This is a genomic window from Rhizobium sp. BK176, from assembly GCF_024808055.1.
In genome coordinates this window covers 86,336-111,386 of the sequence record NZ_JANUBV010000015.1, presented here as the reverse complement: position 1 = coordinate 111,386, position 25,051 = coordinate 86,336, and the positions used below count along the sequence as shown (strand labels likewise).

Sequence of the window (25,051 nt, the reverse complement as noted above, 5' to 3'; positions counted from 1 at the left end):
CGCTCAGGCATACCTCTTATTCATACTGGAAAGGAAGAGAATAACCTTCTGCATTAGAATGAATGCAAAAAGCAACAGGCCGATCAAGATCTTCGTCCACCAACTCGAGAGCATCCCGTCGAAGGTGATGTAGGTCTGAATGAGGCCCTGGATCAGGATGCCGATGAAGGTACCTGCCACGAATCCCGCCCCCCCGGTCAACAGCGTCCCCCCAATGACCACTGCTGCGATCGCATCGAGCTCGACGCCGACTGCTGCCAGAGAATAACCGGCCGACGTATAGAGCGAAAAAACGATTCCCGATAGACCGGCAAGAAAGCCGGATAATGCATAGATCTGGATTGTCGTGCGGCCCAGCGGAACGCCCATCAATTGCGCCGTCTGAGCGCCGCCGCCTAGGGCGTACACATTGGTCCCGAACCGCGTACGGTGGGCGAGGAATATGCCGGAGACAAAAACCAGAAGCATGATGCCGCCGATTAGCGTCAGTCGACCGCCGCCCGGCAGCTTGTAATAGATGCTGGTCAAGGTGCCGTAATAATCGTGATTGATCGGAATGCTGTCGATCGAAAGTACAAAAGCCATGCCACGCGCAAGGAACATGCCCGCGAGCGTCACGATGAAAGCCGGCATTTCCAGGTAGTGGATGATAGCGCCCATTGCCGCGCCGAAGATCGTCGTGATGATCAGCACCAGCGCAAACGCAAGGAGCGGATGGATTGGCGTGTTCTGCAGAACGACAGCCAAGAACACGCCAGTGAAAGCAATGACAGAGCCGATCGACAGGTCGATGCCGCCCGAGATGATGACAAACGTCATGCCGACCGCCGCGATGCCGAGAAAGGCATTATCGGTCAATAGGTTGCCGACGACGCGGGTGGACAAGATGTTCGGATACTGCAGTGTGCAGACAGCATAGGACAGGACGAAAATTACGACGGTCGCAAGCAACGGCAGATATTTCGAGTTCATTGAATCTGGCCTTCCCTGACGCCGCTCGATCGCCGGCTTAAGATGATCGCGGCCGATTGGACCGCCGGCGACTGAATGACGAGGATCACGATCACGATCACCGCCTTGATGATCAGGTTGAACTCCGGCGGGAACCCTGAGAGCAAAATACCGGTGTTTACAGCCTGAATGATCATCGCCCCGATCAACGACCCCACAATACTGAAGCGCCCACCAAGCAGCGAGTTGCCACCAACGACAACGGCCAGGATCGTGTCGAGCTCCAGCCAAAGACCGGCATTGTTGGCATCCGCGCCCTTGATGTCAGCGGCGACGATGATCCCGGCGATCGACGCGCAAAGGCTGCTCAACATATAGACGGCCATTAGCAGTACAGGCGTCCGCACGCCGGACAGCGTGCTTGCACGTCGATTGATGCCGGTGGCTTCGATCAGCATGCCAAGCGCCGTGCGCCTTACCAGCAGGATCACCAGGGCGCTCATGATCAGCCATATGATGACAGGCATCGGAAGGAAGGCGAACGAACCGCTGCCAAGAGCGATCAGCCCTTCATCGTTGAAGGTCATGATGACCCCCTCGGTGATGAGTTGCGCGATCCCCCGCCCAGCCACCATCAGCACGAGTGTCGCGATGATTGGTTGAATATTGAGCACGGCAACCAGAAATCCGTTCCAGACGCCGCAAAGCAGCCCAACCCCGACCGTCACCAGCAGTGTCATTGCAAGCGATTGACCGGCTACGATGGATGACGCAGCAACCGCGCCGCAAATCGCGATCACCGCGCCGACCGAAAGGTCGATCCCCTTGGTCGCGATTACAAGCGTCATGCCGATTGCCAGCAACGCAACCGGTGCTCCACGGTTCAGCACATCTATCAAGCTACCGTATAGGCGGCCATTCTGAACTACCACATTAAAGAACTGCGGAAACATTATGAAATTTAAAAGAAGAATGAGCGCGAGCGCAATAAGCTGCGGCGCCAAGCGGATCAGCAATGCATTGAGCGACGACTTCATGCGTACTCCGTCTTCTTTTGGGCCGCGGCGATGGCGTCGACGATGCGCGCGGTGCTGATATCGTCGCCCGCCAGCTCTGCGACATGCTCGCGATCGCGAAGTACCAAAATACGTGAGCTATAGGCGATAAGCTCTTCTAGTTCCGAGGAAATAACGATCAGAGACATGCCTTTTGCGCAAAGGTCCTCAATCAGGCGGATGATCTCGGCGTGGGCGCCGACGTCGATGCCGCGGGTTGGCTCGTCGAGGATCAGAAAGTCAGGATTGGTGGCCAGCCAGCGGGCAAGGATTGCCTTCTGTTGGTTGCCGCCGGACAGGAGACGGATCGGCTTCTCCCTGTCCGTCGTGCGGATGTCGAGCGCCTTGATATAGCGATCGGCCAGTGCATTTTGATCGGCGCGCGAAATCGGTCGCGCCCAGCCCCTGCGGGCCTGTAGCGCCAAGGCGATATTCTCGCGAATGGAAAGGTCACCGATAATCCCATCCGTCTTACGATCTTCCGGACAGAAGCCGAAGCCATGGCGGATCGCCGCCCGTGGATTCGAGAGCGTCACTTCCTTGCCGTCGACTCTTGCCGTTCCGTTGTCTGCCTGCTCGATCCCGAAGAGTAGCTCGGCAGTCTCTGTACGGCCTGAACCGAGCAGCCCCGCAACGCCCACCACCTCGCCAACACGAACCTCGAGGTCGAACGGTTTGATTTTGCCGCGTTTGCCGTAGCCTTGGAACCTGTATTTGACCGGGCCAGCCGCGACGGTATGTGCGCGCGCAGTTGCCTCGGCATTTGCCAATTCGTGACCGAGCATCATGGAGATGAGGCTCTGGCGAGACAGTTCGGACGTTTCGCGCGTGCCAACTAGCCTGCCATTGCGAAGCACCGTGATACGATCACTGACTTCGTAGACCTGCTCCAGAAAATGGGTAATAAAGACAATGCCAAGGCCGCGCTCTTTCAAGTTTCTCATGATACGAAAGAGCATCGCGACTTCTTGAGTATCGAGGCTTGCCGTGGGCTCGTCGAGGATGAGAACTTTGCCGGACAAATCAACAGCCCGGGCGATTGCGACGACCTGCTGGACAGCGACCGAAAACCGATCGAGCTGCGCGGTGACGTCAACTTCTATACCGTATTGGTCAAGCAGCGCCCGTGCCTGCTGGTTCATTGCCCTTACGTCGATCATGCCAAGCCGTTTTGGTTGGCGGCCGAGATAGAGGTTTTCGGCGACACTCAGGTTGGGCAGAAGGTTGACCTCTTGGTACACCGTGCCAATGCCAAGCCTTTGCGCGGCCAACGTATCGGACGGATTAATTTCCGTGCCGTCGAGAGCAAGGCGCCCTTGGTCGCGGTGATAGGCTCCAGTGATGCATTTGATCAGCGTTGATTTTCCAGCGCCGTTTTCGCCCAAAAGCGCATGCACTTCGCCCTTGCGCAGCGAGAAATCGACGTTGTCGAGCGCAACGGCGCCGGGGAAGAACTTCGATATCCCGGTGGCGGTCAGAACGTTCTCGAAATCGTGAATCATGAAGGCAGCTTTTCCTGATATGGACCGACATGCCTCGCTATCAACGGACATGACGTCCTGATCGGCATCTGGCAGGTCCGCACCGGCCCATGATGGGCCGGTGCGGTTCTGGCCTCAAGGATTAGTAGCCAAGGTTCTTCTTGGACTCATAGACCTTCATCGGATCGTCGGATGGCGTATAAAGCTTCGATTCCGTCTGAATCCATTTTGCCGGTGCCTTCTTGTCCTTCAGGTAGGCATCGAGCACGTCGAATGCGGGACCTGCCATGTTCGGCGTCAGTTCCACAGTGGCATTTGCTTCGCCGGCTGCCATAGCCTTGAAGATATCTGGCACGGCGTCGATGGAGACGACGAGAATATCCTTGCCCGGCTTCAGGCCTGCTTCCTTGATCGCCTGGATGCCGCCAACGGCCATGTCGTCGTTGTGGGCGTAGAGAGCGCATATATCCTTGCCGCCGTTCTCAGCCTTCAGGAAGCTTTCCATGACTTCCTTGCCCTTGGTGCGGGTGAAGTCGCCGGTCTGGCTGCGCACGATCTTGAAGTTGGCCTTGCCAGCGATCGCCTCCTCGAAGCCCTTCTTGCGGGCGATGGCCGGTGAGGAACCCGTCGTACCCTGAAGCTCGACGATGTTGCAGGGCTTGTCGCCAACGGTCTTTGCCAGCCAGTCGCCGGCAACCTTGCCTTCGTGAACCTGGTCCGAGGTAACGGCGGTCAGGTACAGGTCCTCCGGCGCCTTGATCGTACGATCAAGCAGGATGACCGGGATTTCCGACTCCTTTGCTTCCTTCAGGACGGCGTCCCAACCGGTTTCGACAACCGGAGCGAGGAAGATGGCGTTGACGCCCTGAGCGATGAACGAGCGGATCGCCTTGATCTGGTTTTCCTGCTTCTGTTGCGCGTCAGCAAACTTCAGGTCCACGCCGCGCTTCTTGGCTTCTTCCTTGGTGACCGTCGTCTCGGCGGCACGCCAACCGGATTCAGAGCCGATCTGCGAAAAGCCCACGACCAGCTCTGCGGCTGATGCCGAGCCGAACATGCAGGCAGCCAGAATCGTGGCACTCAAGAGTGCAGTCTTCAATTTCATGATTTCCTCCCAAAGCCGCCTCCACGCGGCACAGCTGGAAAAAATCATATAGTATTACTTTTGTAAATGCACTTTTTGGTTTGCAGCGCAGAAAAAAGGCGCTCGAAGTGAGCGCCCTTTCGCAAGTGCTAATTGTTAGCCGAAAATCACTTCGGCAACTTGTCGTCCACGCCTTCGACGTAGAAGTTCATGCCCAGCAGAGTGCCGTCATCAGCTTTCTCGCCAGCCTTCAGCCAGGGCGTGCCGTCCTGCTTGTTGATCGGACCGGTGAAGGGATGCAGTTCGCCGGACTTGATCTTGGCTTCGGTTTCCTGGGCCATCTTCTTCACGTCATCGGGCATGTTGGTGTAGTCGGCCATCTTGAGGATGCCGTCCTTCAGGCCGTCCCAGCTTTGCTCGGACTTCCAGGTGCCATCGAGAAGAGCGTGAACGCGCTTGGAGTAGTAGTTACCCCAGGTGTCGACAATTGCCGTCAACTGAGCCTTCGGCCCTGCTGCGATCATATCGGAGGCCTGGCCGAATGCATGGATGCCGCGTTCCTCGGCAACCTGCATCGGAGCGGTCGTGTCCGTGTGCTGCGTCAGGACGTCAACACCCTGGTCGACCATAGCCTTTGCAGCATCGGCTTCCTTGCCCGGATCGAACCAGGTGTTCACCCAGATGACCTTCAGCTTGAAGTCGGGATCGATGGAGCGAGCGCCCTGCTCGAAGGCGTTGATACCCATGACGACTTCCGGGATCGGGAAAGAAGCGATGTAGGCAGCGCCATGGTTCTTCGAGGTCTTCGCCGCGATCTGGCCGAGGATGTAGCGGCCTTCATAGAAGCGGGAGTTGTAGGTCGCAAGATTCGGACCGGACTTGTAGCCCGTGCCGTGTTCGAACTTCACGTTCGGGAATTTCGCAGCAACCTTCACGGTAGCATCCATGAAGCCGAAGGACGTCGTGAAGATCAGCTTGCAGCCCGAACGCGCCAAACGCTCGATAGCACGCTCGGCATCGGGGCCTTCCGGCACGTTTTCGAGGTATGGCGTATCGATCTTGTCGCCGAACTCCTTCTGGATCTGCTGGCGGCCAAGATCGTGCGCCTGCGAGTAGCCGCCGTCAGTGTGCGATCCGACGTAGACGAAGCAGACCTTCGTTTTGTCGGCAGCCTGCGCGGTAGAGCCGACGCTCAGGACCGCGGCAGCCGATGCGGCAAATGCAAGTGCTAGTTTTTTCATGATAACCCCTGTTGGTTTGGAATTTCCGGAAGCGCTTTTCATTCTTTTGTTTAGCGCTCCGGGACGAATGCTTTTCCCAGCGACGCGGGCGTGTTGATCAACGTCGTGCGCCGATTATGAGAAATGATGACAAGAACCACAATAGTCGCAGCATAGGGGAGCATCGACAGAAACTGGGCCGGAATTCCAACGCCGAAAGCCTGTGCGTGAAGCTGCAGGATCGTGACTGCACCGAACAGATAGCCGCCGGCAAAAACCCGCCACGGCCGCCAAGACGCGAAGACGACAAGCGCGAGCGTGATCCAGCCGCGGCCGGAAGACATGTTCTCCACCCATTGCGGCGTATAGACGAGGGAAAGCTGTGCTCCCGCAAGGCCCGCGCAGGCACCGCCGAACATGACGGCGAGATAGCGTGTCCGGATGACGCCGATGCCGAGGGCGTGCGCCGAGCCGTGGCTGTCACCGATCGCGCGCAGTTTCAAGCCGGCGCGGCTGCGGAACAAGAACCAGCTCACGCCGAACAGCAGAGCGAGCGACAGGTAAAAAGTCAGGTCCTGACGGAAGAGCACGGAGCCGATCAGCGGGATGTCGGAAAGATAAGGGACGACGATCGGCGCGAGGCGAACGCCGGGCACGCTGACATAGCCCTCCCCAAGCATGCCCGAAACCCCAAGCCCGAGGATCGTCAACGCCAGGCCGGTCGCTACCTGGTTGGCGACCAGCGTGAGGGTGAGAAAGCCGAAAAGCAGCGAAAACAGAGCACCGGCGACAATCCCGCCCAACAGTCCGATATAGGGAGAACCTGACATTTGCGCTGTTGCGAAGGCCGCAACAGCGCCCATGATCATCATGCCTTCGACACCGAGGTTCAAAACACCGGATCGTTCGGTAACGAGTTCGCCCAAGGCGGCAATGACCAGAGGCGTAGACGCAGTGATGACTGTCAGCAAAATTGCTTCGAAGATGCTCATGCTACACCTCCCCGGACCCGCGACCAGAGAATACGGATCTTGTAGTAGATGAGGGTGTCACACGAGAGAACGAAGAACAGTATCAGGCCCTGGAAGACGCGGGTCACCTTGTCGGATACGCCGAGCGACAGCTGTGCAGCCTCACCGCCGAGATAGGTCAAAGCCAGCACGAGGCCTGATGCGATGATACCGAGCGGGTTCAGGCGTCCGAGAAACGCGACGATGATCGCCGTGAAGCCGTAGCCGGGAGAAATAGCAGGCTGCAGATGCCCGATCGATCCCGATACTTCCGAGATGCCGGCGAGCCCGGCAAGCGCGCCCGAAAACAGGAAGCTGAACCAGATCATCTTCTTCGACGAAAAGCCGGCGAACCGCCCTGCCCGCTCAGACTGGCCGAGCACGACGATCTCGAAGCCCCTCAGCGTATACTTTAGCATGAACCAGACAAGAAACGCCGCGACAATCGCGAACACGAAGGCCCAATGCGCCCGGCCGGACTCCTCCCATATCGCCGGCAGCGTCGCTTCCGGCGGAAACGGCACGCTTTCCGGAAAGTTGAAGCCCTGCGGATTGCGCCACGCACCGCGGATCAGCCAGTCGAGGAAAAGCTGCGCGATATAGACGAGCATCAGGCTCGTCAGGATTTCGTTGGTATTGAAATGTGCCTTCAGCAGTGCAGGAATGGCCGCGAACAAAGCGCCGCCGATGGCGCCCATGATAAGCATTAGGGGCAGTACGAGAGGCGAATGCAACTCCGTGAACAGGATAGGCAGAATGGAGCCAGTGATCGCGCCGATCGTAAACTGCCCTTCGGCGCCGATATTCCAGTTGTTGGAGCGATAGCAGACGGCCAGTCCGACGCCGATCATGATCAGCGGTGCCGCCTTCACGGCAAGTTCATGCAGTGACCACACCTCAAGCAAGGGCTCGAGGAAAAAGGCGTCGAGCGCTTCGACCGGGTCCTTGCCAAGAATGGCAAACATGATCGCGCCAGCGATCAATGTCAGCAGCAACGCCAACACCGGTGACACAAGGCCGTAAAGCTTCGACGCTTGCGGTCGCTTTTCCAGCTCAATGCGCATCTTGCGCCTCCGAGGCGGTCTTACTCTCGTGCAGGCCGCCCATCAAAAGGCCAATCTTTTCCCGAGACAGTTCTCCCGCCGGGAAGGGTTGCGAAAGTCGCCCTTCAGAAATCACGGCAATCTCCGTTGCGACTTCGAATATTTCGTCAAGGTCCTGGCTGATGACGACGACGGCGGAGCCGTTCCGCGCCAGATCCACGAGCGCCTGGCGAATGCGGCTGGCCGCCCCTGCATCGACGCCCCAAGTCGGCTGGTTGACGACGAGAACGGCGGGTTGGCGATCCAATTCGCGTCCAACGATGAACTTCTGTAGATTGCCGCCGGAGAGCGAACCCGCTACCGGATCCTCACCGCTTTTGCGGACGTCCATCGCCTCGGCGATCCGCCGGGTCGCTGTCTTTACGGCGCTCCGGCGGATGACCTTGAGAAAGCCGCCACCGAGGAAGGCCCGACGGTCGGATTGACTGCGCGCCAGCACCAGATTGTCGGAGAGTTTCATTGCCGAGACGGCAGCATGGCCATGGCGCTCTTCGGGCACAAAACCGGCGCCGAGCAAACGACGCGCAGTGATACCCTGGGTGCCCACGGCCTTCTTTCGGATCGCTATCGCCTCCGCCGAACCGACGGGATACTCGCCGGAGAGCGCATCGAAGAGTTCTCCCTGGCCGTTGCCCGCAACGCCCGCGATCGCCAAGATCTCGCCGGAGCGAACCGTCAAGGACACATCCTTAAGGGGCATGGCGAAGGGCGTGCGCGCGGCAACCGAAAGACTGGCGACTGCAAGCTGTACCTCTCCTTTGATGCCGCGATCCGGATGCGTGACCGTCGCAACGTCGCTGCCGACCATCATCCGGGCGAGAGAAGCCGGCGTCTCCTGACGCGGATCGCAGGCGCCTGTGACCCTGCCGCTGCGCAGCACCGTCGCGCGGTCGCAGATGCGCTGCACTTCTTCAAGCCGATGGCTGATGTAGAGCACCGATTTGCCCTGCGCCTTCAGCTTGAAGAGTGTTTCGAAAAGCTTGTCGGCCTCCTGCGGCGTCAGCACGGACGTCGGCTCATCAAGGATAATCAGCTTGGGATTCTGCAGCAGCGCGCGCACGATTTCGATGCGCTGGCGTTCACCGACGGAGAGGTCGGCCACGTGGGCGTGCGGGTCGAGCGGCAGCCCGTAGGCCTGCGAAAGCGCCCTAGCCTCTTCGGCAATCCTGCCGATCGGAATGCTGTCGTCGAGCGAAAGCGCGATATTCTCAGCGACGGTCAGCGCCTCGAAGAGCGAAAAGTGCTGAAATACCATGCCGATGCCGAGCCTGCGGGCATCGCCGGGAGAGCCGATCGAAACCGGCCGGCCCTCCCACAGGATGCGGCCTTCGCTTGGTTCCAGCACCCCGAACAGCATCTTGACCAGCGTCGATTTGCCGGCGCCGTTTTCGCCAAGGAGAGCATGGATTTCGCCGGGCGCGATATCTAGATCGATATGGTTGCAGGCGGCAAAGCTGCCGAAGAATTTCGTCAGTTGCTGGACCGACAGTAACGCACCGGAGTCCGGCACATCAGATAATGACACGTTCCCCTCATTTCCCTCTGCCGACCCTGCCCGTTCGGGTCATTATGGGATCAGTAGCGTAGTTCCGGTAGTTCTTCTGGATTCCAGATCCATGTGGGCCCGCCCGACCTCACGCAATGGATAGGTTTGGTTGATATTGATACGCACTTTATTGCTCAAAACAACATCAAATAACGCGTTTGCACAATTGGTTAGCTCTTCGCGCGTCGCGATGTAAGTGAAAAGGGTCGGCCTCGTTGCAAAGAGCGATCCTTTCTGGGCGAGCATGGCGAGTGTGAAGTTCTCGATCGGCCCAGAAGACTGGCCAAAAGAGACAAACATGCCGAGGCGTCTCAGACAGTCGAGCGACTGGGGAAATGTGTCGCGGCCGATCGAGTCATAGACTACGTGAACCCCCGCGCCACCGGTGATCTCGCGTACACGCTCGGCAAAATTCTCGGTATTGTAATTGATGACGTGATCGTATCCGTGTTCGAGAGCCAACTGCACCTTGCTGTTCGACCCGGCGGTGCCGATCACCGTTGCGCCGAGCGCCTTTGCCCATTGTCCGGCTATTAGGCCAACACCGCCGGCCGCCGCATGAAACAGGATCGTGGTACCGGGGGCGACGCTGTAGGTTCGGTTGAGAAGGTACTCGGCGGTCATTCCCTTCAGCATCATCGAAGCGGCCGTCTCGAGCGGAATTCCATCTGGAACCTTGACGAGATGCTTCGTTTCGATGTTTCGCTCGACGCTGTAGGCGCCGTCAGAGCCGGCATAGGCGACGCGATCGCCGGCCTTGAACTCCTCCACACCAGGGCCCACGGCTGTAACGGTGCCAGCCGCTTCCTTGCCGGTCACGAACGGCATATGCGGCGCTTTGTAAAGCCCGGTCCGGAAGTAGACATCGATGAAGTTCAAGCCAATGGCCGCGTGCTTGATCTGGACTTCCCCTGCGCCGGGAGGCGGCAGGTCGATACCGATATATTCGAGAACTTCAGGTCCGCCGGTCTTGCTGAAAGAAACCGCCTGCGTTCTTGCCATTGCCTTCTCCTAATCGCGCCTTCCAAGCGCCGGGAAGAACTGCAACACAGCGCCAATGCAGTAGAGGTAGATACCGCTGAGAATAAAGAGGACAAGCGCCCATTGTGGGATCACGAAATGCATCAGCAGCGCATACATCCCGAGCCCCGACCACAAGAAGAAGACGCCGAGGTTGAGCGGCCTGAGCCGCTGGACGCGGACGGGGTGGAGGAAATTGATCGGCAGGAAGGTGAGGATGACGGAGACGAGGACGACCGTTAGCGCCGTGATCGCACTGGCATCGATGACGAACAATGTGAAGACGATCATGTTCCAGACCACCGGAAAGCCCGAGAAGAAGTACTCGTCGGTCTTCATGCCAGTATCGGCGTAGTAGATTGCGCTGGATACCACGATCATGCCTGCAGCCACGAAGGACCACGGCTCGCCGATCATGCCGCTCTGGTAGAGCGCAAACGCAGGCAGCAGGACGTAGGTCACATAGTCGATGATATTGTCGAGCGTATCGCCTGACCAGTTTGGCAGGACTTCCTTGACACTGACCTTGCGCGCGATCGGTCCATCGATGCCATCAACAAGGAGTGCCAGCCCCAGCCACCAGAACATGTCGATAAAACGGTGCTCGGCAGCGGCGACGACGCCGAGAAAGGCAAGAAAGGACCCGGACGCCGTCAGAATATGGACGGAGAATGCGCGCATTTCCGCGTAAGGTACGCGCTTGTAATTGAAAATCTTCATGTTTCCCCGAGCAGCCTATGGCGTCCGCGCCCGGCAGACGCGGTTTTTGCCTAATATGCATCCTTTGTCCCGCTTCGCCAGCGCAAAAGCAATGAAGCCTCGTAAGGCCCTGGAATCACGACAGCGACACGCATATTTCGTGCAAGTCGCTCGAGAAAGAATGGAATACCTTTAATCGAGACACTATTTGTAATATCTCGCTGGCATCGAAAACATTGTGCGACCAATACGGGATCCGATACCGAAATGAACGCCCCTGCAAAGACCGAAGACTTCGCCTCACCGATTCCGGCTGGAGTCTATGCCGAAACCGTGCTCAGCGTGACCCATTACACGGATCGCCTGTTCCGGTTTACGATGACGCGTCCGCAGGGCTTCCGCTTCCGGTCGGGAGAATTCGCAATGATCGGATTGATGGTCGACGGCAAGCCGATCTTCCGTGCCTATTCGATCGCAAGCCCCGCCTGGGCAGAAGAGCTTGAATTCTTCTCGATCAAGGTCCCGGACGGCCCTCTGACCTCACACCTCCAGGCGATCAAGCCGGGCGACCAGGTTCTGATGCGCAAGAAGCCGACAGGCACGCTGGTGCTTGACGCGCTGACGCCCGGCCGTCGCCTCTATATGTTTTCGACCGGGACTGGCATTGCGCCTTTCGCCAGCCTGATCCGTGATCCGGAAACCTACGAGAAGTACGAGGAAGTCATCCTGACCCACACGACCCGGGACGTGGCGGAGCTGAAATATGGCTTCGACCTGGTCGACGAGATCAAGAATGACGAACTCCTTCAGGAAGTCGTCGGGGACAAGCTGCGCCATTATGCGACCGTCACCCGTGAAGACTTCGAGTACCGCGGCCGTATCACCGACCTGATTTTCTCAGGCAAGCTCTTTACCGACCTCGGCGTCCCGCCGCTCGATCCGGTAATCGATCGCGGCATGATCTGCGGCTCCTCCGCGATGCTGAAGGATACGAAGGAATTGCTGGAAGGCGCCGGCCTCAACGAGGGCGCAAACAGCAAGCCGGCGGAGTTTGTGATCGAACGCGCATTCGTCGGGTAAATTTGCAGTGACGGACTTATTTACGGCCCCTGCAACGGGGCCGTTTTCAATTGTGGTTGCTGAGATATTCGATCAGTGCGCTCATCGCGTGGCCGGCGTCCTTCGACCTGCCCTGCTCGATGGCTCGCATGACTGCAACATGCAGCGCGATAGATTGATCCATCCGGGTGGGACTCGTGGACGCGGACCAGAGCCGACGCGAATGGGTTTGAACCGGTCCAAGCGCCGACGTGATAAAAGCGTTGGGGCAAGCCTCTTCCAGAATTTCGTCAAACGCCTTGTCCGCGGCGAAAAATGCTGCCACATCGCCGGTTGTGGCGCACATTTGCATTGCCTGCGCGCATTCGATCAGTTCTCGACGCTGCTCTGATGTGGCGGATTCGGCAGTCAGCGCCGCTGCGATCGGCTCAAGCTCGCGGCGAACCTGCATGACATTGTCATGGTCGGTCGGCTTGATCTCCGCCACCTGCAGCCCGACACGCGGCTTCACCACGATCAACCCTTGCCAAGCAAGCTTCTGAATCGCCTCGCGCACCGGCGTACGCCCGTGGCCGGCCAAGTCGATCAGGTGTTTCTCAGTGACCAACGCGCCCGGCCGCAAAGCCAAGGTTACGATCGCATGCTCCAGGCTAAGGTAGGCAAGGTGGCTGAGTGAATTCTGCATTCGCGTATCCATAGCTTCTAAAAATGCGCGTCGCGAGGGCGACCTAAAACCGATGATATATCAGCGTGCTGTCGAGCGGCAAGTTGGCGCCGCACCTGGATGGCGGTGCGGAAGTAGTGCGACGCTTCCTCAACCCTGCCCTACGGTTGCTCGTGGAATAGATGTCGGAAACTCTCTCCGCCAGCATCAGCGCCGCCTGGCTGGCTATTCGTGTCGCAGAGCCTCGATTGGATTGAGTTGTGCCGCTCGCCGTGCCGGGAAGTATCCGAACACCATTCCGATTGCGGCGGAGAACGCGAAAGCAACCCCAATCATCGTGGGGCTGACAACGAAGGGCACCTTCAGGGCTGTTACGGCCCCGTAGCCGAGGCCAATCCCCAGCAGGATCCCGGCGACGCCGCCAAAGACCGACAATGCCACCGCTTCGACCAGGAACTGCAGCAGCACCTGCTTTTCCAGCGCACCAATCGCCAGGCGTATGCCGATTTCCCGAGTACGCTCGGTCACCGACACCAGCATGATGTTCATGATTCCGATCCCGCCAACGAGCAGGCTGATCGCGGCGACCGCACCGAGCAAGCTGGTCAGTAGCGTGGTGGTGCCGGTCATCGCGTCGGCAATCTGCGTCATGTCATTGACGCTGAAGTCGTCCTCGCGGCCCGGGATAATCTTTCGCCGCTCGCGAAGCAGGTTCTCGGTTTCATCCTGAATTTTCGATGTCGAGACACCGTCACGCGCGGAAATTACGATCATCTGGACATTGGCATTTGCCTTGCCGCCGACCCGGCGCTGATAGACTTTGACAGGCATTATAACAACGTCGTCCTGGTCGTTGCCCATGCCGGATTGGCCGCGCTTGGCAAGGACGCCGATAACACTGCAGGACACCTTGCCGACGCGAATCTGCTGCCCGTTGGGATTGGCAGCGCCAAAGAGCTGTGAGCGTACGGTCTCACCGAGAATGCAGCGCGGGCGCCCACGCTCCTCTGCTGCGTCGAAGGTGCGGCCAATCGCCATGTCCCAATCCTGGGCGATGAAATAGTCGTTGGTCGTGCCCATGACCGTCGTCGAATGGCTCTGCCCGCCGTAAATGACTGTCGCGGTCGTCTGATTGAGCGGCGCCGCGGCACGAAGACCATTGACCTGGTCACGGATGGCGTCGACATCCTTCACGGTAAAGCGACGTGCCTCCGAACTTGCGCGGCCAGGGCCGAACTGACCCGGACGCGCAAACAGCATGTTGGTGCCCAGCCGCGAAAGCTCGGCCGAGACCTGAGCGGTGGTGCCGTTGCCGATCGTCACCAACGCGATGACTGCCGCCACGCCGATGACGACGCCGAGCACGGTGAGAAACGAACGTAGCATATTGCGACTGATTGCGCGGAGCGCGAGTTTCAGCGTTTCAAAGAACATGATCCGCCCTCCCGCGATGCTCGGCCTCAGTCTCCAACTTGCCGTCGATGAAGCGCAGCAGCCGCTGGGCATAAGCGGCGATGTCGGGTTCGTGCGTGACCATGACGATCGTGATGCCTTGCTCCCGGTTCAACCGCGTCATCAAGTCCATGATCTCAACGCTGGTCTTGGTGTCGAGATTGCCGGTCGGCTCGTCCGCAAGAAGCAGCGAGGGTTCTGTTACAATCGCCCGGGCGATGGCCACACGTTGCTGCTGGCCGCCGGAAAGTTCCTGCGTTTTGTGATGCTCGCGCCCGGAGAGCCCCACAAGCCCGAGCGCCTCCTTGGCCTTGCGGTGGCGCTCACTCGCCTGCATGCCGCGATAGATGAGCGGCAGTTCGACATTCTCCAAAGCTGAAGTCCGCGGCAGCAGGTTGAACCCCTGGAACACGAAGCCGAGCATATGACGGCGCAACAACGTCAGTTGGCTACGGTCGAAGCCCTGTGTCGATACGCCCTGGAAAATGTAGTCGCCGGCGCTCGGGACATCGAGGCAGCCAAGGATGTTCATGGCCGTCGATTTGCCCGAGCCCGAGGGGCCCATGATGGCGACGAACTCGTGTTCGCGGATCGACAGATCCACCCGGTCAAGGGCGCGAATGGCCGCCTCTCCGTGACCGTAGATCTTCGAGACCTGCTTGAATTCGATGAGCGGCGGGCTCGTCATGCTGAGCCTCACCTATTTCGCTTGCGCGGTGGCGTCGGTGATCACGGCGTCGTTTTCTTTGATGTCCCCGGATACAATCTGGGTGAATTGTCCGTCGGAGGAACCCACTTGGATGACCGCTGCTGCCGGCTTGCCCGATTTCAGCACCCAAACGCGCCGCTTTGCTCCAGTCAGCGCTTCTCCGCCCTGGTTGCCGGTCCGCGGTCCCATGCGCGGCGGTCTGAGCAAGCTGAAGATACCTCGGCCACGGGGTGAGTCTGCCGCCGGGGGCGCATAGCGAAGCGCCGAGTTGGGAATCATAAGAGTATCCTTGACTGCCTCAACGGTGACGTCGGCCGTGGCTGTCATGCCCGGCCGCAGCAACAGATCGGCATTATCGACCGACAGAATCGCCTTGTAGGTCACGACATTGTTTGTCGTCTCGGACGCAAATCGGATCTGTTTGATCTCCGCGGGAAAAGTCCGGTTGGGATAAGCGTCGACCGTGAACATCGCCTTCTGGCCGACGGCAATCTGACCGACATCGGCCTCGTCGACATCGACCTGCAACTCCATCTTCCTCAGATCGCCGGCGATCACGAAAAGCACGGGCGCCGACAGCGATGCGGCGACTGTCGCGCCCGGGTCGACGGAGCGTGTCAGAACCACACCATTGATGGGCGAGATGATCTTCGCTTTGGCTAGGTTGACCTCGGCCAGGCGCAAATCCGCCTCCGCGGAGGCTACCGCGGCGACATTGATGTCCTTGGCAGCGACCGCAGAATCGAACTTGTAGCGTGCATCCTCGAGGCTTTGTTGTGTCGAAACATTGCTTTGAACGAGGTTGCGAAAGCGCTGGAATGAACTTTGGGCCGACTCCAGATCAGCCGTAGCCTTCACAACGTTAGCCCTAGCAGAATCGAGTTTTGCCCGCGAACTCTTCACATCGGCCTCAAGCTTGTTCGTATCGAGCGCGGCTAGAACCTCGCCGGCTTTGACCTCGCTGTTGTAGTCGACGTTTACGTCGCGAACCGTCCCGGAGAGCTCACTCGATATGTCTACCTGCTCGGTCGGCTGCACGGATCCTGTTGCTGTCACCAGCACGGTCAGGTCACCACGGTTAATGGGCTGAGTTGTGTAGTTGTATTGGTTGGCCTCCTGCCGCGAATAGAAATAGCCCACGCCGCCGACGGCCAGAATCAGCAGAAGCAATAGCGATAGTCGACCACGCCAACGGCCCTTCGACTGTTTGCGTGAGGCCGCAAGAACGGTCGCCAGCTCGGCGCTCGCCTTTTTCGGCTTGGTTTCATGCATATCCTTGACGTCGTTCATTCCGGCCTCGATCAACATGCTGCCAATGCAGCTGTCAGCAAGATAACTATGTCGAAGCTGAACGGCAGATTAGCATCGGCCCGGATTGGCACGAAACGGCGTTGGAATGAAATGAAATCTTGGTAATGAGAGTTCAGTTTTCCGTAGGGTCCTTGGCATCGAAGGCGTCCGCTTCGTATTGCCCAGCGGCCGGCAATGGATGCAGCCAGGTTTCTCGTCGCTTAATCCAAAGCTCCTGAACCGGCCGGAGGCCATTCGGAGCATCGTCCAGCGATCCAATCCGGATTTCTGCAAACCCATCAGTCAAGCAGAAGAGACGTCCACCACATCGCGGACAAAAGCTGCGACCGGCGTAAGTGGACACCTCACCCGATTGATTAAATGAGGATCTCGGCCAGATCGCAAAGGCTACGAAGACCGATCCACTCGACTTGCGGCAATCGGCGCAGTGACACAGTCCCACGCGGATGGGCTCGCCTCTGACCGTGTAGCGCACTGCACCGCAGAGGCAGCTTCCCTTCCGGGTACCGGCCGACGAAGCCATCAGTGAGCCGGCAATCGGCGTTTGGCGGCCATCAGTAGGTCGAGTTCTGTCGCAGAGGGGCCGAACTTTTCAAAGAGCCGCTTTGCTTCGGTTTCCTCCAGGCGATATTTCCTTGCGAACTCACCAAGACTATAGGGTCGGCCACGCAACACTTTTCGGGTTGTCGGTGCTGGTGTAGTCATGCTCGTCATGCACATTCTCCTTGGTTGCACAAGGGGCTAGCTAGAGCATCGCGTGATTTTGTGAAGGTGTTGATCAGTCCTCGGAAGGGTTTGATTCGATTAAATTTTTTTTGGGAACCTTCTGACCATTTGTGCATTTATAAGGCGAGATTGTGAGCCGCGCCAAGCGGACACGGCGATGCGAAAGAATGCCCGGATTTTTCCGCTTTCCCCGGGTGGCCAACGAAACGGCACTCGAGCTTTCGCCCGCCCGGTTCGTGATCTCGTTTCCCCCAACTTTTATAAAGCGCCCTCGGGCGCTTTTCTTTTTTTGGACCGGCTGTTTCAGGCTAGGGCGCAAGAAATGTGCCTAATGCACAGGGAACGATGATTTTTTGGTTGACCACAATGGGGCACCTGCATATGTTCCGCGCACTTCCAGCCGGGCGAACCGCCGGGCACCTGGGAGAGCGTAGCTCAGCCGGTAGAGCAACTGACTTTTAATCAGTAGGTCTCGGGTTCGAACCCCGACGCTCTCACCATGAAAATCAAAGACTTGGTATAGAAACGTGCCGCACTGGTGAGCCTTGCCGACTGGCGCAGTTAGTAGCTGCACGGACGATTGTCGCTCGGTCTAAATCCGCCTGCACAGGCTGGGTTCAGCGAGTAATCGCGTTGATAGGACGTGGGAGATCCGATTGACGAGGTGTAGTCGGGGTTGGTGGTACAAGCCGAAACGATCGTGGAAAGACTGATCAGCGTTCCGGTCGCTACGAATGCGAGAAATCGGCTCATCTGAACTTCTCCCTAGGTGAGTGCTCACCCCGCGCAATCTCGGCGCCATTCGCTGAGAAAAGGCGGCTTCAGGTCCGGTAATCTTCTCTGCGGGCAGAGACCAGTTTCCCGGTGGCCACCTGTCCGCAGATCATTTCGTGTCCTCTGCCCCCAGTATGACACGTATCAATGTGACGTCGTCTTCCGGCTTGCCAACAGCAGAATGTAGTCGTCTGCCGCATCCGCAATTGCCATCGCTACCTCCGCGGGCGCCCATCCCTTTTGCTGCGCGTCGCGGATGATCTGATGGAGGGCGGGTTCAACATCAGCGCGGCAATCGAGCAGACGTTGATCATGCGTAGTGTCATTGCGAACCGACTGAAGATTGATCATAGCGGAACCCCTCTCATACGAAGGAAGTTACCATGACATAGATTGCAGGTTGAGCAAGCAAATGCTTAAGGAAAGAAGCGATTTCGTTGAGAATGCGCTTTTTTGATTACACAAGCGGCGTCGGCAAAACGTTTCACGGCATAATCAGCCGTTAAATCCATCACCAGAGTGCGGCCAATTTCCACCGGCCCTACGCTACAACGGGTTCAAAACGTCGCTGCAGGGAACAAAACCAATAGATATTGGTATTATTTGTACCACGCTGATATGGCAAAAGGTATAAGAATTGGTATGCATCGCGGTACCGTGGATTGTGCGCAACTGGAGTCGGACAATGCATGTCGTGCAGAATGGCGATTTAGGACAGTCTCGGCCTGGTCTTACCGGAACCCTAAGCACTTCTCCAAACGTACTCGACATAGCGTCGAGTATTTTTAACAAAACGTCCAGTGGTTGTGCTTTGTAATGGCCAGGTGGACTGTGCCCGGTCGAGTACTGCCGGTGGGGTTTCTCTGAAAGGAAATCATATGGAAGACGCAGGTGTGGGTTGGGTAGCGGCCATCATCATCGGGGGCATTGCCGGATGGCTCGCGGAAAAGTTCATGAACAGCAACATGGGGCTGTTGATGAACATCATTTTGGGCATTGTCGGCGCAATCGTCGCCAATGCAATCCTCGCAGGACTGGGCATCACGCTCGCCGGCTGGCTAGGCTATCTGATTGCGGGATTCGTCGGCGCCTGCCTGCTGATTGCCGTGGGGCGGGTTATTCGTCGTTAAATACCCGCAAAAAATTAAAGCCGGGCGTCAGCACGCCCGGCCCTCGCCTTGTCAACTGCCAATCGACTTCTATCGACGGCTCATCAATCCGAAAAGATAGGCGACGCCGGCTGTCACGGCGAGCGCGAAGATAGGCTCCTCCCTTACCTTGTCGCGCAGCCGTTCCGTCATGACCGAGGCTTCGTCGGCTACGGCGGTCTTGGCGCCCTGACCGAGTGCAACAACGCTCTCGGATAGGCGTGCAAGGTCTTCGCGCAATGCTGTGACCTGTGCGGAAAGATCGTCTGCCGCGATCTCCGCCTTCACACGCGCGGTTGCGGACTGGGCGGAGGCGGTTTTCATATCGGCCATGGTCTGCTCCTCTTTTTCCGGATGCTCTTCAACGAATTAGCCCTTAGAAAGGTTCCGATATCGGGCGTCTTTTGCTGCGCCAAGCGCTTCGACATGGTTGCAGATATAGCGCAGATGTTTTCGTGCGATAACCCTTCATTTCCTGCCGGCTTTGTTCTAAGGAACGTCCAATGCTTTGCCCGCGAACGGGCGAATATAATGCGAGGTTTGCGTTTCGATGTTCGATCTTCTGAGAAGAGCTGCTCACACCTGGGTTGCCAAGCTCCTCATGCTGCTGCTGGTTGCCTCTTTTGGTATCTGGGGCGTGTCGCGCTCGTTGATATCGGGCGGCAACAGCACGACGGTTGTCAGCGTCGGAGACCAGCACGTCGACGTCAACGAATTTCGCTTGGCCTACCAGCGACAGGTCGCAAATCTCAGCCAGCAATTCGGCATGCGCTTGACGCCCGACCAGGCCCGCGCTTTTGGCGTTGAACAGCAGGTGCTGGCGCAGCTCGTCGCCGGCGCATCACTCGACCAGTTGGCGGACGAGATGAACCTTGGCCTCTCCCAGGATCGGCTTGCGCAGTTGATCGGCGATGACCCAGCCTTCAAGGCGGTCAACGGCCAGTTCGACCGCACCCTCTTTACATCGCGGCTGCGCAATGCCGGCATCCGCGAGGATGACTATATCAAGGAACGCAGCAAGGTTGCCGTCCGCAGCCAGATCGTGGACGCTGTCTCGAACGGCTTCACAGCCCCGAAGACGCTGGTCGACGCCCTCAAGCTTCATGGACAGGAAAGCCGCGGTATCGATTACCTGTTGCTGACCAATGCCAACATCGAGCCGATCAAGGCGCCTGCCGAGGATGTGCTTGCCAAGTGGTTCGAGGGCACCAAGACACGCTACCGCGCTCCTGAATACCGCAAGGTGGCTTTCCTCAAGCTTCAGCCGGAGGACATCGCCGACGCCGCCTCCGTTACCGATGACCAGATCCGCGAGGATTTCGAAAAGCGCAAGGATAGTTTCCGCACGCCTGAAACCCGCACGATCGAGCAATTGACGTTCCAGAACAGGGATCTCGCCAACGCCGCCGAAGCCGCGCTGAAGACCGGCACGACATTCGATCAGCTGGTAACCGATCAGGGCAAGACCGCTACCGACGTGTTCCTCGGCGAATTCTCCAAGGACAAGGTTCCGGATCAGGCCATTGCAGAGGCTGCCTTCGCAGTCTCGAAGGACGGCGGAACGACGCCGGTCGTCGATGGCACGTTTGGTCCGGTCGTCCTCCGCGTGAGCAACATCAAGCCCGAAAGCGTCAAGAGCCTTGATGAGGTCAAGGACGAGATCCGCAAGCAGCTCTCCGTCTCCAACGCATCGCAGGAACTCATCAACGTACACGATCAGATCGAGGACCTGCGCGGCTCCGGCTCGACCCTGGAGCAGATTGCAGAACAGCTCAAGCTGAAGGCCGTCGTCGTCGACGCCGTCGACGCTACGGGTCTCGACAAGGACGGCAATGAGGTCAAGGACATTCCGGCCAAGCAGCAGGTTCTCGGCGCGGCCTTTAAGACCGACGCCGGCGCTGATGCTCCTTCCCTTTCGATCGGCACTGACGGCTATCTTTGGTTCGAAGTCCGCGATGTCATGCCGGAACGCGACCGCCCACTGAGCGAAGTGCATGATAAGGCGGTCGCCGATTGGACTGCGGAACAGCAGAAGCTTGAACTGGCCAAAAAGGCCGAAGACCTGAAGCAGCAGGCCAAGAAGGGAACATCGCTGGCGGACATTGCGGCCCCGCTTGGCATTACCGTCGAAAGCAAGAGCGGCATTACTCGCGGGACCGACGACCCCGTCCTCGGTCGCGCCGGCGCCAACGCTGCCTTCTCCGGGCCGATGGATACAGTCGCCATTGCCGTCGGCGGCGACGCGACGACGCAGATCCTTCTCAAGGTCACGGAAGTGAACACGGAACCCACGGGTGACGTGCTCAACAATCAGGACCAGCAGATCACGGCAATGGCAAATGCTGCCGGCGACGACATTCTCGATCAGATGGTCAACCTGCTGCAGACGCAGTATGGCGCATCGATCAATCAGCCTCTCGCCGATCAGGCGGCAGTCCGCTAAGGGGGAATACACGCGCATGACTGATCTGAAGCCGCTTCTGGCGAAGGCTGCGAGCCGTGAGCCGCTGACACGCGACGAGGCCCGCGAGGCCTTCGACATTCTGATGTCCGGTCAAGCGACCCCTTCGCAGATCGGCGGCTTCCTCATGGCATTGCGCGTCCGTGGCGAGACGGTCGACGAGATTGTCGGCGCCGTGACGACGATGCGCTCCAAGATGCTGACCGTCGATGCACCGGCCGATGCCATCGACATCGTGGGAACCGGCGGCGATGCAAGCGGGACCTATAATATCTCGACACTCGCTGCTCTTATCGTGGCTGGTGCTGGTGTACCTGTTGCAAAGCATGGCAACAGGGCACTGAGCTCGAAATCAGGTGCGGCCGACAGCCTTGCCGCGCTCGGGGTCAAGCTAGATGTGACCCCCGAGGTGATCTCGCGCTGCATTCGCGAGGCTGGTGTCGGCTTCATGTTCGCCCAGCAGCACCACTCGGCGATGCGCCACGTCGGCCCGACGCGCGTTGAACTCGGCACGCGGACGATCTTCAATTTGCTGGGGCCGCTTTCCAATCCGGCCGGCGTCCGCCGTCAGTTGCTTGGCGTCTACGCGCCGCAATGGGTCGTTCCGATTGCCGAGGTCATGCGCGATCTGGGCTCCGAAAGCGTGTGGGTCGTGCACGGCAGCGGTCTCGACGAAATCACGACGACGGGAAAGACGAACGTCGCCGCGCTCGAAGACGGGAAGATTCGGACTTTCGAGTTGTCGCCCGCAGATTTCGGCGTCGAACCTTGCCGTCTGGAGGCTATCAAGGGCGGTGATGGCGTGGTCAACGCCGCAGCGTTGCGCGACGTTTTGAGCGGCGCAAAGAACGCCTACCGTGACATCGCGCTCGCCAATGCCGCCGCCTCGCTGGTGATATCCGGCAAAGCTGAGCTACTCGAGGACGGTATGCGGCTTGCGACGCAGTCTCTGGACAGCGGAGCGACGGCCGCGGCCCTCGACAAACTCGTCGCCGTGTCGAACGACATCGACTAGGATAGAGCCATGACCGACATCCTGAAGAAGATCGAACTATACAAGCGGGAAGAGATAGCCGCCGCAAAAGCGACGGTATCGCTGGCTGATCTGAAGGCGATGCAGGCGGACCAATCGCCGCCGCGCGGCTTTCATCGTGCGCTGGTTGCGAAACGCGAGGCCGGCCAATACGGCCTGATCGCCGAGATCAAGAAAGCCAGTCCCTCCAAGGGTTTGATCAGGCCAGATTTCGATCCGCCGTCGCTGGCCAAGGCCTATGAAGTCGGTGGCGCTGCCTGCCTTTCGGTGTTGACCGACACGCCAAGCTTTCAGGGCGCCCCGGAATTTCTGATGGCAGCGCGTGCCGCGTGTTCGCTGCCGGCGTTGCGCAAGGACTTCATGTTTGAGACCTACCAGGTGCAGGAAGCGCGCGCCTGGGGCGCCGATTGCATTCTGCTGATCATGGCATCGCTTTCCGATGATGATGCAAAGCGCCTTGAGGATGAGGCTTTCGGGCTCGGCATGGATGTGCTGGTGGAAGTTCACGATGCCGAGGAGATGGAGCGTGCGCTGAAGCTCTCCTCTCCGCTGGTTGGCATCAACAATCGCAATCTACGGACATTCGAGGTCAGCCTGGAGGTCAGCGAAAAGCTCGCGCCGATGGTTCCTGGGGACCGTCTTCTGGTCGGCGAAAGCGGCATTTTCACGAATGCAGATTGCAAGCGCCTGCAGGCAGTTGGCATCAGCACCTTCCTGGTCGGCGAGAGCCTGATGCGCAAGGAAGACGTTACGGCTGCAACGCGCGCACTACTCTTCGCCGAAGCCGCTCAGGCGGCCGAGTGATATGAGCGGCGGCCCGTCCGGTCTCACCCACATTGATGCCTCCGGCGAGGCGCACATGGTCGATGTCGGCAATAAGGTCGAGACCACTCGGGTTGCGACCGCCGAAGGCCACGTGAAGATGGCGGCCGCGACGCTCGATCTCATTCGTGCGGGCAATGCGAAGAAGGGCGACGTGATCGGCACGGCGCGCCTTGCTGGCATCATGGCCGCCAAGCAGACGAGCAACCTCATCCCTCTCTGCCACCCCCTGATGCTCACGAAGGTTGCGGTCGATATTACGGAGGACGCCGATCTTCCCGGCTTGCGCGTTACCGCGACCGTGAAGCTGACAGGCAAGACGGGTGTCGAAATGGAGGCCCTGACAGCCGTTTCCGTGGCCTGCCTGACGATATACGACATGGCGAAGGCCGCCGATAAGGCCATGGTAATCGGGAGCATACGGCTGCTCGAAAAATCGGGTGGCAAGTCTGGAGACTTTCGCCATCCGGAGTATGGCAAATGAGCATGTTGCCCGTTGCTGAGGCGCAGGATCGTTTACTGTCACGGGCAAAACCAATCCAGGTGAGCGAAACTGTTTCCTTGCCGGAGGCCGACGGTCGCGTGCTGGCAGCTGATGTGGCGGCCAGGCTGACCCAGCCGCCTTTCGATGCATCGGCGATGGATGGATATGGCTTGCGCGGTGACGACGCTCCGGAACCGGGCGCCGAGCTGAGGCTCATCGGGACGTCCTCTGCCGGCCATGGGTTCGAGGGTGTTGTCGGCAAAGGAGAGACTGTTCGGATCTTTACTGGCGCACCGGTTCCGTCTGGCGCCGATAGCGTGTTGTTGCAGGAGGATGCGGACAAAATCGAGGGCGGCGTCCGCACGACCTTTCCTGTTCGTCCTGGTCAGCACGTTCGGCCCCGCGGCCAAGATTTTGTTGAAGGCGAAACAGTGCTCAAGGCAGGCACCGTGCTGGACTTTTCTCGCCTGACTGTGGCGGCTGGAATGAACCACGCGACCCTTGAGGTCTTCCGCAAGCCCATGGTGGCGCTGCTCGCAACCGGTGACGAGTTGTTGCCGCCAGGAAGCTCACCGGCTCCCGCGCAGATCATTGCGTCCAGCACCTTCGGCATTGCTGCCCTGGTTCGCAAGGCTGGCGCCGAGGTCCTGGATCTCGGGATCGTTCCCGATGACAAAGCCGCGATTTCCGCGGCTGTCGAGCGCGCCCGGCGTGCCGAGGTCGATGTCATCGTGACGCTCGGTGGGGCATCGGTGGGCGACCATGATTTGGTGCAGGCTACGCTCGTCGCATTGGGCATGAAGCTCGATTTCTGGCGGATCGCCATGCGTCCGGGCAAGCCGTTGATGGTGGGCAGCCTCGAAGAAACGCATGTCATTGGCCTACCCGGCAATCCGGTTTCGAGCTTGGTCTGCGGACTGCTGTTTTTGGAACCGCTGGTTCGCAAGCTGGCGTCACTGCCGCCAGTCAGACGTGAGGCAATGGCGGGAGCGGCTGTAACGCTTCGTGCCAATGACCAGCGACAGGACTACGTGAGAGCGAGGCTGTTGCGATCACCGTCGGGCGGTTGGTCGGCAGAGCCGTTCGGCAAACAGGACTCGTCTATGATGAAGATATTCGCCGAAGCTGACTGCTTGATCGTTCGACCGCCACATGCGCCGGAGTTGCAGGCGGGAGACCCCTGCCCGGTGATGCTGCTGCGGCCTGATCTGCTCGGCTGACGTTTCTTTTTCATTCGCG

The 25,051-nt window shown here is 58.9% G+C and carries 26 protein-coding genes and 1 tRNA gene; 8 read left to right on the top strand and 19 right to left on the bottom strand.

The features are described from left to right. Positions 1 to 3 precede the first annotated feature (3 nt). The 10 genes from yjfF to pcsA form a co-directional block, all read right to left on the bottom strand. On the bottom strand, positions 4 to 972 hold the full coding sequence (yjfF, locus tag FHT76_RS30875; protein WP_183864562.1) for a galactofuranose ABC transporter, permease protein YjfF: 969 nt from the start codon (positions 970 to 972) through the stop codon (positions 4 to 6). Continuing rightward, positions 969 to 1,988, bottom strand: a complete 1,020-nt coding sequence (locus FHT76_RS30870; protein ID WP_259130491.1) for an ABC transporter permease — start codon at positions 1,986 to 1,988, stop codon at positions 969 to 971. The genes yjfF and FHT76_RS30870 overlap by 4 nt, the downstream gene beginning before the upstream one ends. Continuing rightward, entirely contained in the window at positions 1,985 to 3,508 is a 1,524-nt protein-coding gene (ytfR, locus tag FHT76_RS30865) for a galactofuranose ABC transporter, ATP-binding protein YtfR (RefSeq protein WP_183864564.1), read from the bottom strand. Before ytfR ends, FHT76_RS30870 begins: the two co-directional genes overlap by 4 nt. Before the next feature lie 121 nt (positions 3,509 to 3,629). Then, positions 3,630 to 4,592, bottom strand: coding sequence for a galactofuranose ABC transporter, galactofuranose-binding protein YtfQ (gene ytfQ, locus FHT76_RS30860; protein WP_016553979.1), 963 nt, complete (start codon positions 4,590 to 4,592; stop codon positions 3,630 to 3,632). Positions 4,593 to 4,738: 146 nt separating this feature from the next. Next, the gene (locus FHT76_RS30855) at positions 4,739 to 5,812 is read right to left on the bottom strand and encodes a BMP family ABC transporter substrate-binding protein (RefSeq protein ID WP_016553980.1); all 1,074 of its coding nucleotides are present in this window, start codon (positions 5,810 to 5,812) and stop codon (positions 4,739 to 4,741) included. Between the two features lie 50 nt (positions 5,813 to 5,862). After that, positions 5,863 to 6,783 carry an ABC transporter permease gene (locus FHT76_RS30850; protein ID WP_016553981.1) on the bottom strand — a complete coding sequence of 307 codons (921 nt, stop codon included), beginning with the start codon at positions 6,781 to 6,783 and terminating at the stop codon, positions 5,863 to 5,865. Next, the gene (locus FHT76_RS30845; protein ID WP_183757257.1) at positions 6,780 to 7,865 is read right to left on the bottom strand and encodes an ABC transporter permease; all 1,086 of its coding nucleotides are present in this window, start codon (positions 7,863 to 7,865) and stop codon (positions 6,780 to 6,782) included. The genes FHT76_RS30850 and FHT76_RS30845 overlap by 4 nt, the downstream gene beginning before the upstream one ends. Beyond that, the gene (locus tag FHT76_RS30840; protein WP_259130488.1) at positions 7,855 to 9,429 is read right to left on the bottom strand and encodes an ABC transporter ATP-binding protein; all 1,575 of its coding nucleotides are present in this window, start codon (positions 9,427 to 9,429) and stop codon (positions 7,855 to 7,857) included. Before FHT76_RS30840 ends, FHT76_RS30845 begins: the two co-directional genes overlap by 11 nt. 42 nt (positions 9,430 to 9,471) lie before the next feature. Then, positions 9,472 to 10,452 carry a quinone oxidoreductase gene (locus FHT76_RS30835; protein ID WP_183864566.1) on the bottom strand — a complete coding sequence of 327 codons (981 nt, stop codon included), beginning with the start codon at positions 10,450 to 10,452 and terminating at the stop codon, positions 9,472 to 9,474. Between the two features lie 9 nt (positions 10,453 to 10,461). Then, positions 10,462 to 11,190, bottom strand: coding sequence for a phosphatidylcholine synthase (gene pcsA / locus FHT76_RS30830; protein ID WP_016553985.1), 729 nt, complete (start codon positions 11,188 to 11,190; stop codon positions 10,462 to 10,464). A 246-nt stretch (positions 11,191 to 11,436) separates the two neighbouring features. On the opposite strand from pcsA, the gene FHT76_RS30825 reads away from it, so the two are divergent. Beyond that, the gene (locus tag FHT76_RS30825; protein ID WP_183864567.1) at positions 11,437 to 12,249 is read left to right on the top strand and encodes a ferredoxin--NADP reductase; all 813 of its coding nucleotides are present in this window, start codon (positions 11,437 to 11,439) and stop codon (positions 12,247 to 12,249) included. Between the two features lie 46 nt (positions 12,250 to 12,295). Here FHT76_RS30825 and FHT76_RS30820 read toward each other — a convergent pair whose 3' ends face one another. From FHT76_RS30820 to FHT76_RS30795, 6 genes are all read right to left on the bottom strand, one after another. Continuing rightward, positions 12,296 to 12,913, bottom strand: coding sequence for a GntR family transcriptional regulator (locus FHT76_RS30820; RefSeq protein WP_183757254.1), 618 nt, complete (start codon positions 12,911 to 12,913; stop codon positions 12,296 to 12,298). Positions 12,914 to 13,117: 204 nt separating this feature from the next. Then, complete coding sequence (locus FHT76_RS30815) at positions 13,118 to 14,326, bottom strand: ABC transporter permease (RefSeq protein WP_183864568.1); 1,209 nt, start codon at positions 14,324 to 14,326, stop codon at positions 13,118 to 13,120. Further along, positions 14,316 to 15,032 (bottom strand): ABC transporter ATP-binding protein, encoded by a 717-nt coding sequence (locus tag FHT76_RS30810; RefSeq protein WP_183864569.1) that lies wholly within the window; start codon positions 15,030 to 15,032, stop codon positions 14,316 to 14,318. The genes FHT76_RS30815 and FHT76_RS30810 overlap by 11 nt, the downstream gene beginning before the upstream one ends. Positions 15,033 to 15,044: 12 nt before the next feature. Continuing rightward, positions 15,045 to 16,343: an efflux RND transporter periplasmic adaptor subunit gene (locus FHT76_RS30805; RefSeq protein ID WP_183864570.1), complete on the bottom strand. Its 1,299-nt coding sequence runs from the start codon at positions 16,341 to 16,343 to the stop codon at positions 15,045 to 15,047. A gap of 133 nt (positions 16,344 to 16,476) precedes the next feature. Next, entirely contained in the window at positions 16,477 to 16,887 is a 411-nt protein-coding gene (locus FHT76_RS30800; protein WP_183864571.1) for a GFA family protein, read from the bottom strand. Beyond that, positions 16,887 to 17,078 carry a hypothetical protein gene (locus FHT76_RS30795; RefSeq protein ID WP_016553992.1) on the bottom strand — a complete coding sequence of 64 codons (192 nt, stop codon included), beginning with the start codon at positions 17,076 to 17,078 and terminating at the stop codon, positions 16,887 to 16,889. The genes FHT76_RS30800 and FHT76_RS30795 overlap by 1 nt, the downstream gene beginning before the upstream one ends. Positions 17,079 to 17,514: 436 nt before the next feature. On the opposite strand from FHT76_RS30795, the gene FHT76_RS30790 reads away from it, so the two are divergent. Then, a tRNA-Lys gene (locus FHT76_RS30790) sits at positions 17,515 to 17,590 on the top strand. 61 nt (positions 17,591 to 17,651) lie between these two features. On the opposite strand, the gene FHT76_RS30785 is transcribed toward FHT76_RS30790, so the two are convergent. Both FHT76_RS30785 and FHT76_RS30780 read right to left on the bottom strand, forming a co-directional pair. Continuing rightward, complete coding sequence (locus tag FHT76_RS30785; RefSeq protein WP_246712765.1) at positions 17,652 to 17,843, bottom strand: hypothetical protein; 192 nt, start codon at positions 17,841 to 17,843, stop codon at positions 17,652 to 17,654. A gap of 165 nt (positions 17,844 to 18,008) precedes the next feature. Beyond that, entirely contained in the window at positions 18,009 to 18,215 is a 207-nt protein-coding gene (locus FHT76_RS30780) for a hypothetical protein (protein ID WP_016553993.1), read from the bottom strand. A 527-nt stretch (positions 18,216 to 18,742) separates the two neighbouring features. Between FHT76_RS30780 and FHT76_RS30775 the strand changes: the two genes are divergently transcribed. Continuing rightward, positions 18,743 to 18,994, top strand: a complete 252-nt coding sequence (locus FHT76_RS30775; RefSeq protein WP_016553994.1) for a GlsB/YeaQ/YmgE family stress response membrane protein — start codon at positions 18,743 to 18,745, stop codon at positions 18,992 to 18,994. A 69-nt stretch (positions 18,995 to 19,063) separates the two neighbouring features. Here the strand turns inward: FHT76_RS30775 and FHT76_RS30770 are convergent, their stop codons facing one another. After that, positions 19,064 to 19,345 carry a hypothetical protein gene (locus FHT76_RS30770; protein ID WP_016553995.1) on the bottom strand — a complete coding sequence of 94 codons (282 nt, stop codon included), beginning with the start codon at positions 19,343 to 19,345 and terminating at the stop codon, positions 19,064 to 19,066. A 217-nt stretch (positions 19,346 to 19,562) separates the two neighbouring features. Here FHT76_RS30770 and FHT76_RS30765 point away from each other — a divergent pair, with 217 nt between their 5' ends. The 5 genes from FHT76_RS30765 to glp are packed head-to-tail and all read left to right on the top strand — an operon-like array spanning position 19,563 to position 25,032. After that, positions 19,563 to 21,455, top strand: coding sequence for a peptidylprolyl isomerase (locus tag FHT76_RS30765; protein ID WP_183864572.1), 1,893 nt, complete (start codon positions 19,563 to 19,565; stop codon positions 21,453 to 21,455). 16 nt (positions 21,456 to 21,471) lie between these two features. After that, the gene (gene trpD, locus FHT76_RS30760) at positions 21,472 to 22,488 is read left to right on the top strand and encodes an anthranilate phosphoribosyltransferase (RefSeq protein WP_183864573.1); all 1,017 of its coding nucleotides are present in this window, start codon (positions 21,472 to 21,474) and stop codon (positions 22,486 to 22,488) included. A gap of 9 nt (positions 22,489 to 22,497) precedes the next feature. Beyond that, a complete protein-coding gene (trpC, locus tag FHT76_RS30755) occupies positions 22,498 to 23,310 on the top strand; it encodes an indole-3-glycerol phosphate synthase TrpC (protein ID WP_183864574.1) in 813 nt (270 codons plus the stop codon). 1 nt (position 23,311) lies between these two features. After that, entirely contained in the window at positions 23,312 to 23,812 is a 501-nt protein-coding gene (moaC, locus tag FHT76_RS30750; RefSeq protein ID WP_183757232.1) for a cyclic pyranopterin monophosphate synthase MoaC, read from the top strand. After that, positions 23,809 to 25,032, top strand: a complete 1,224-nt coding sequence (gene glp / locus FHT76_RS30745; RefSeq protein ID WP_183864575.1) for a gephyrin-like molybdotransferase Glp — start codon at positions 23,809 to 23,811, stop codon at positions 25,030 to 25,032. The genes moaC and glp overlap by 4 nt, the downstream gene beginning before the upstream one ends. The last annotated feature ends 19 nt before the right edge of the window (positions 25,033 to 25,051 follow it).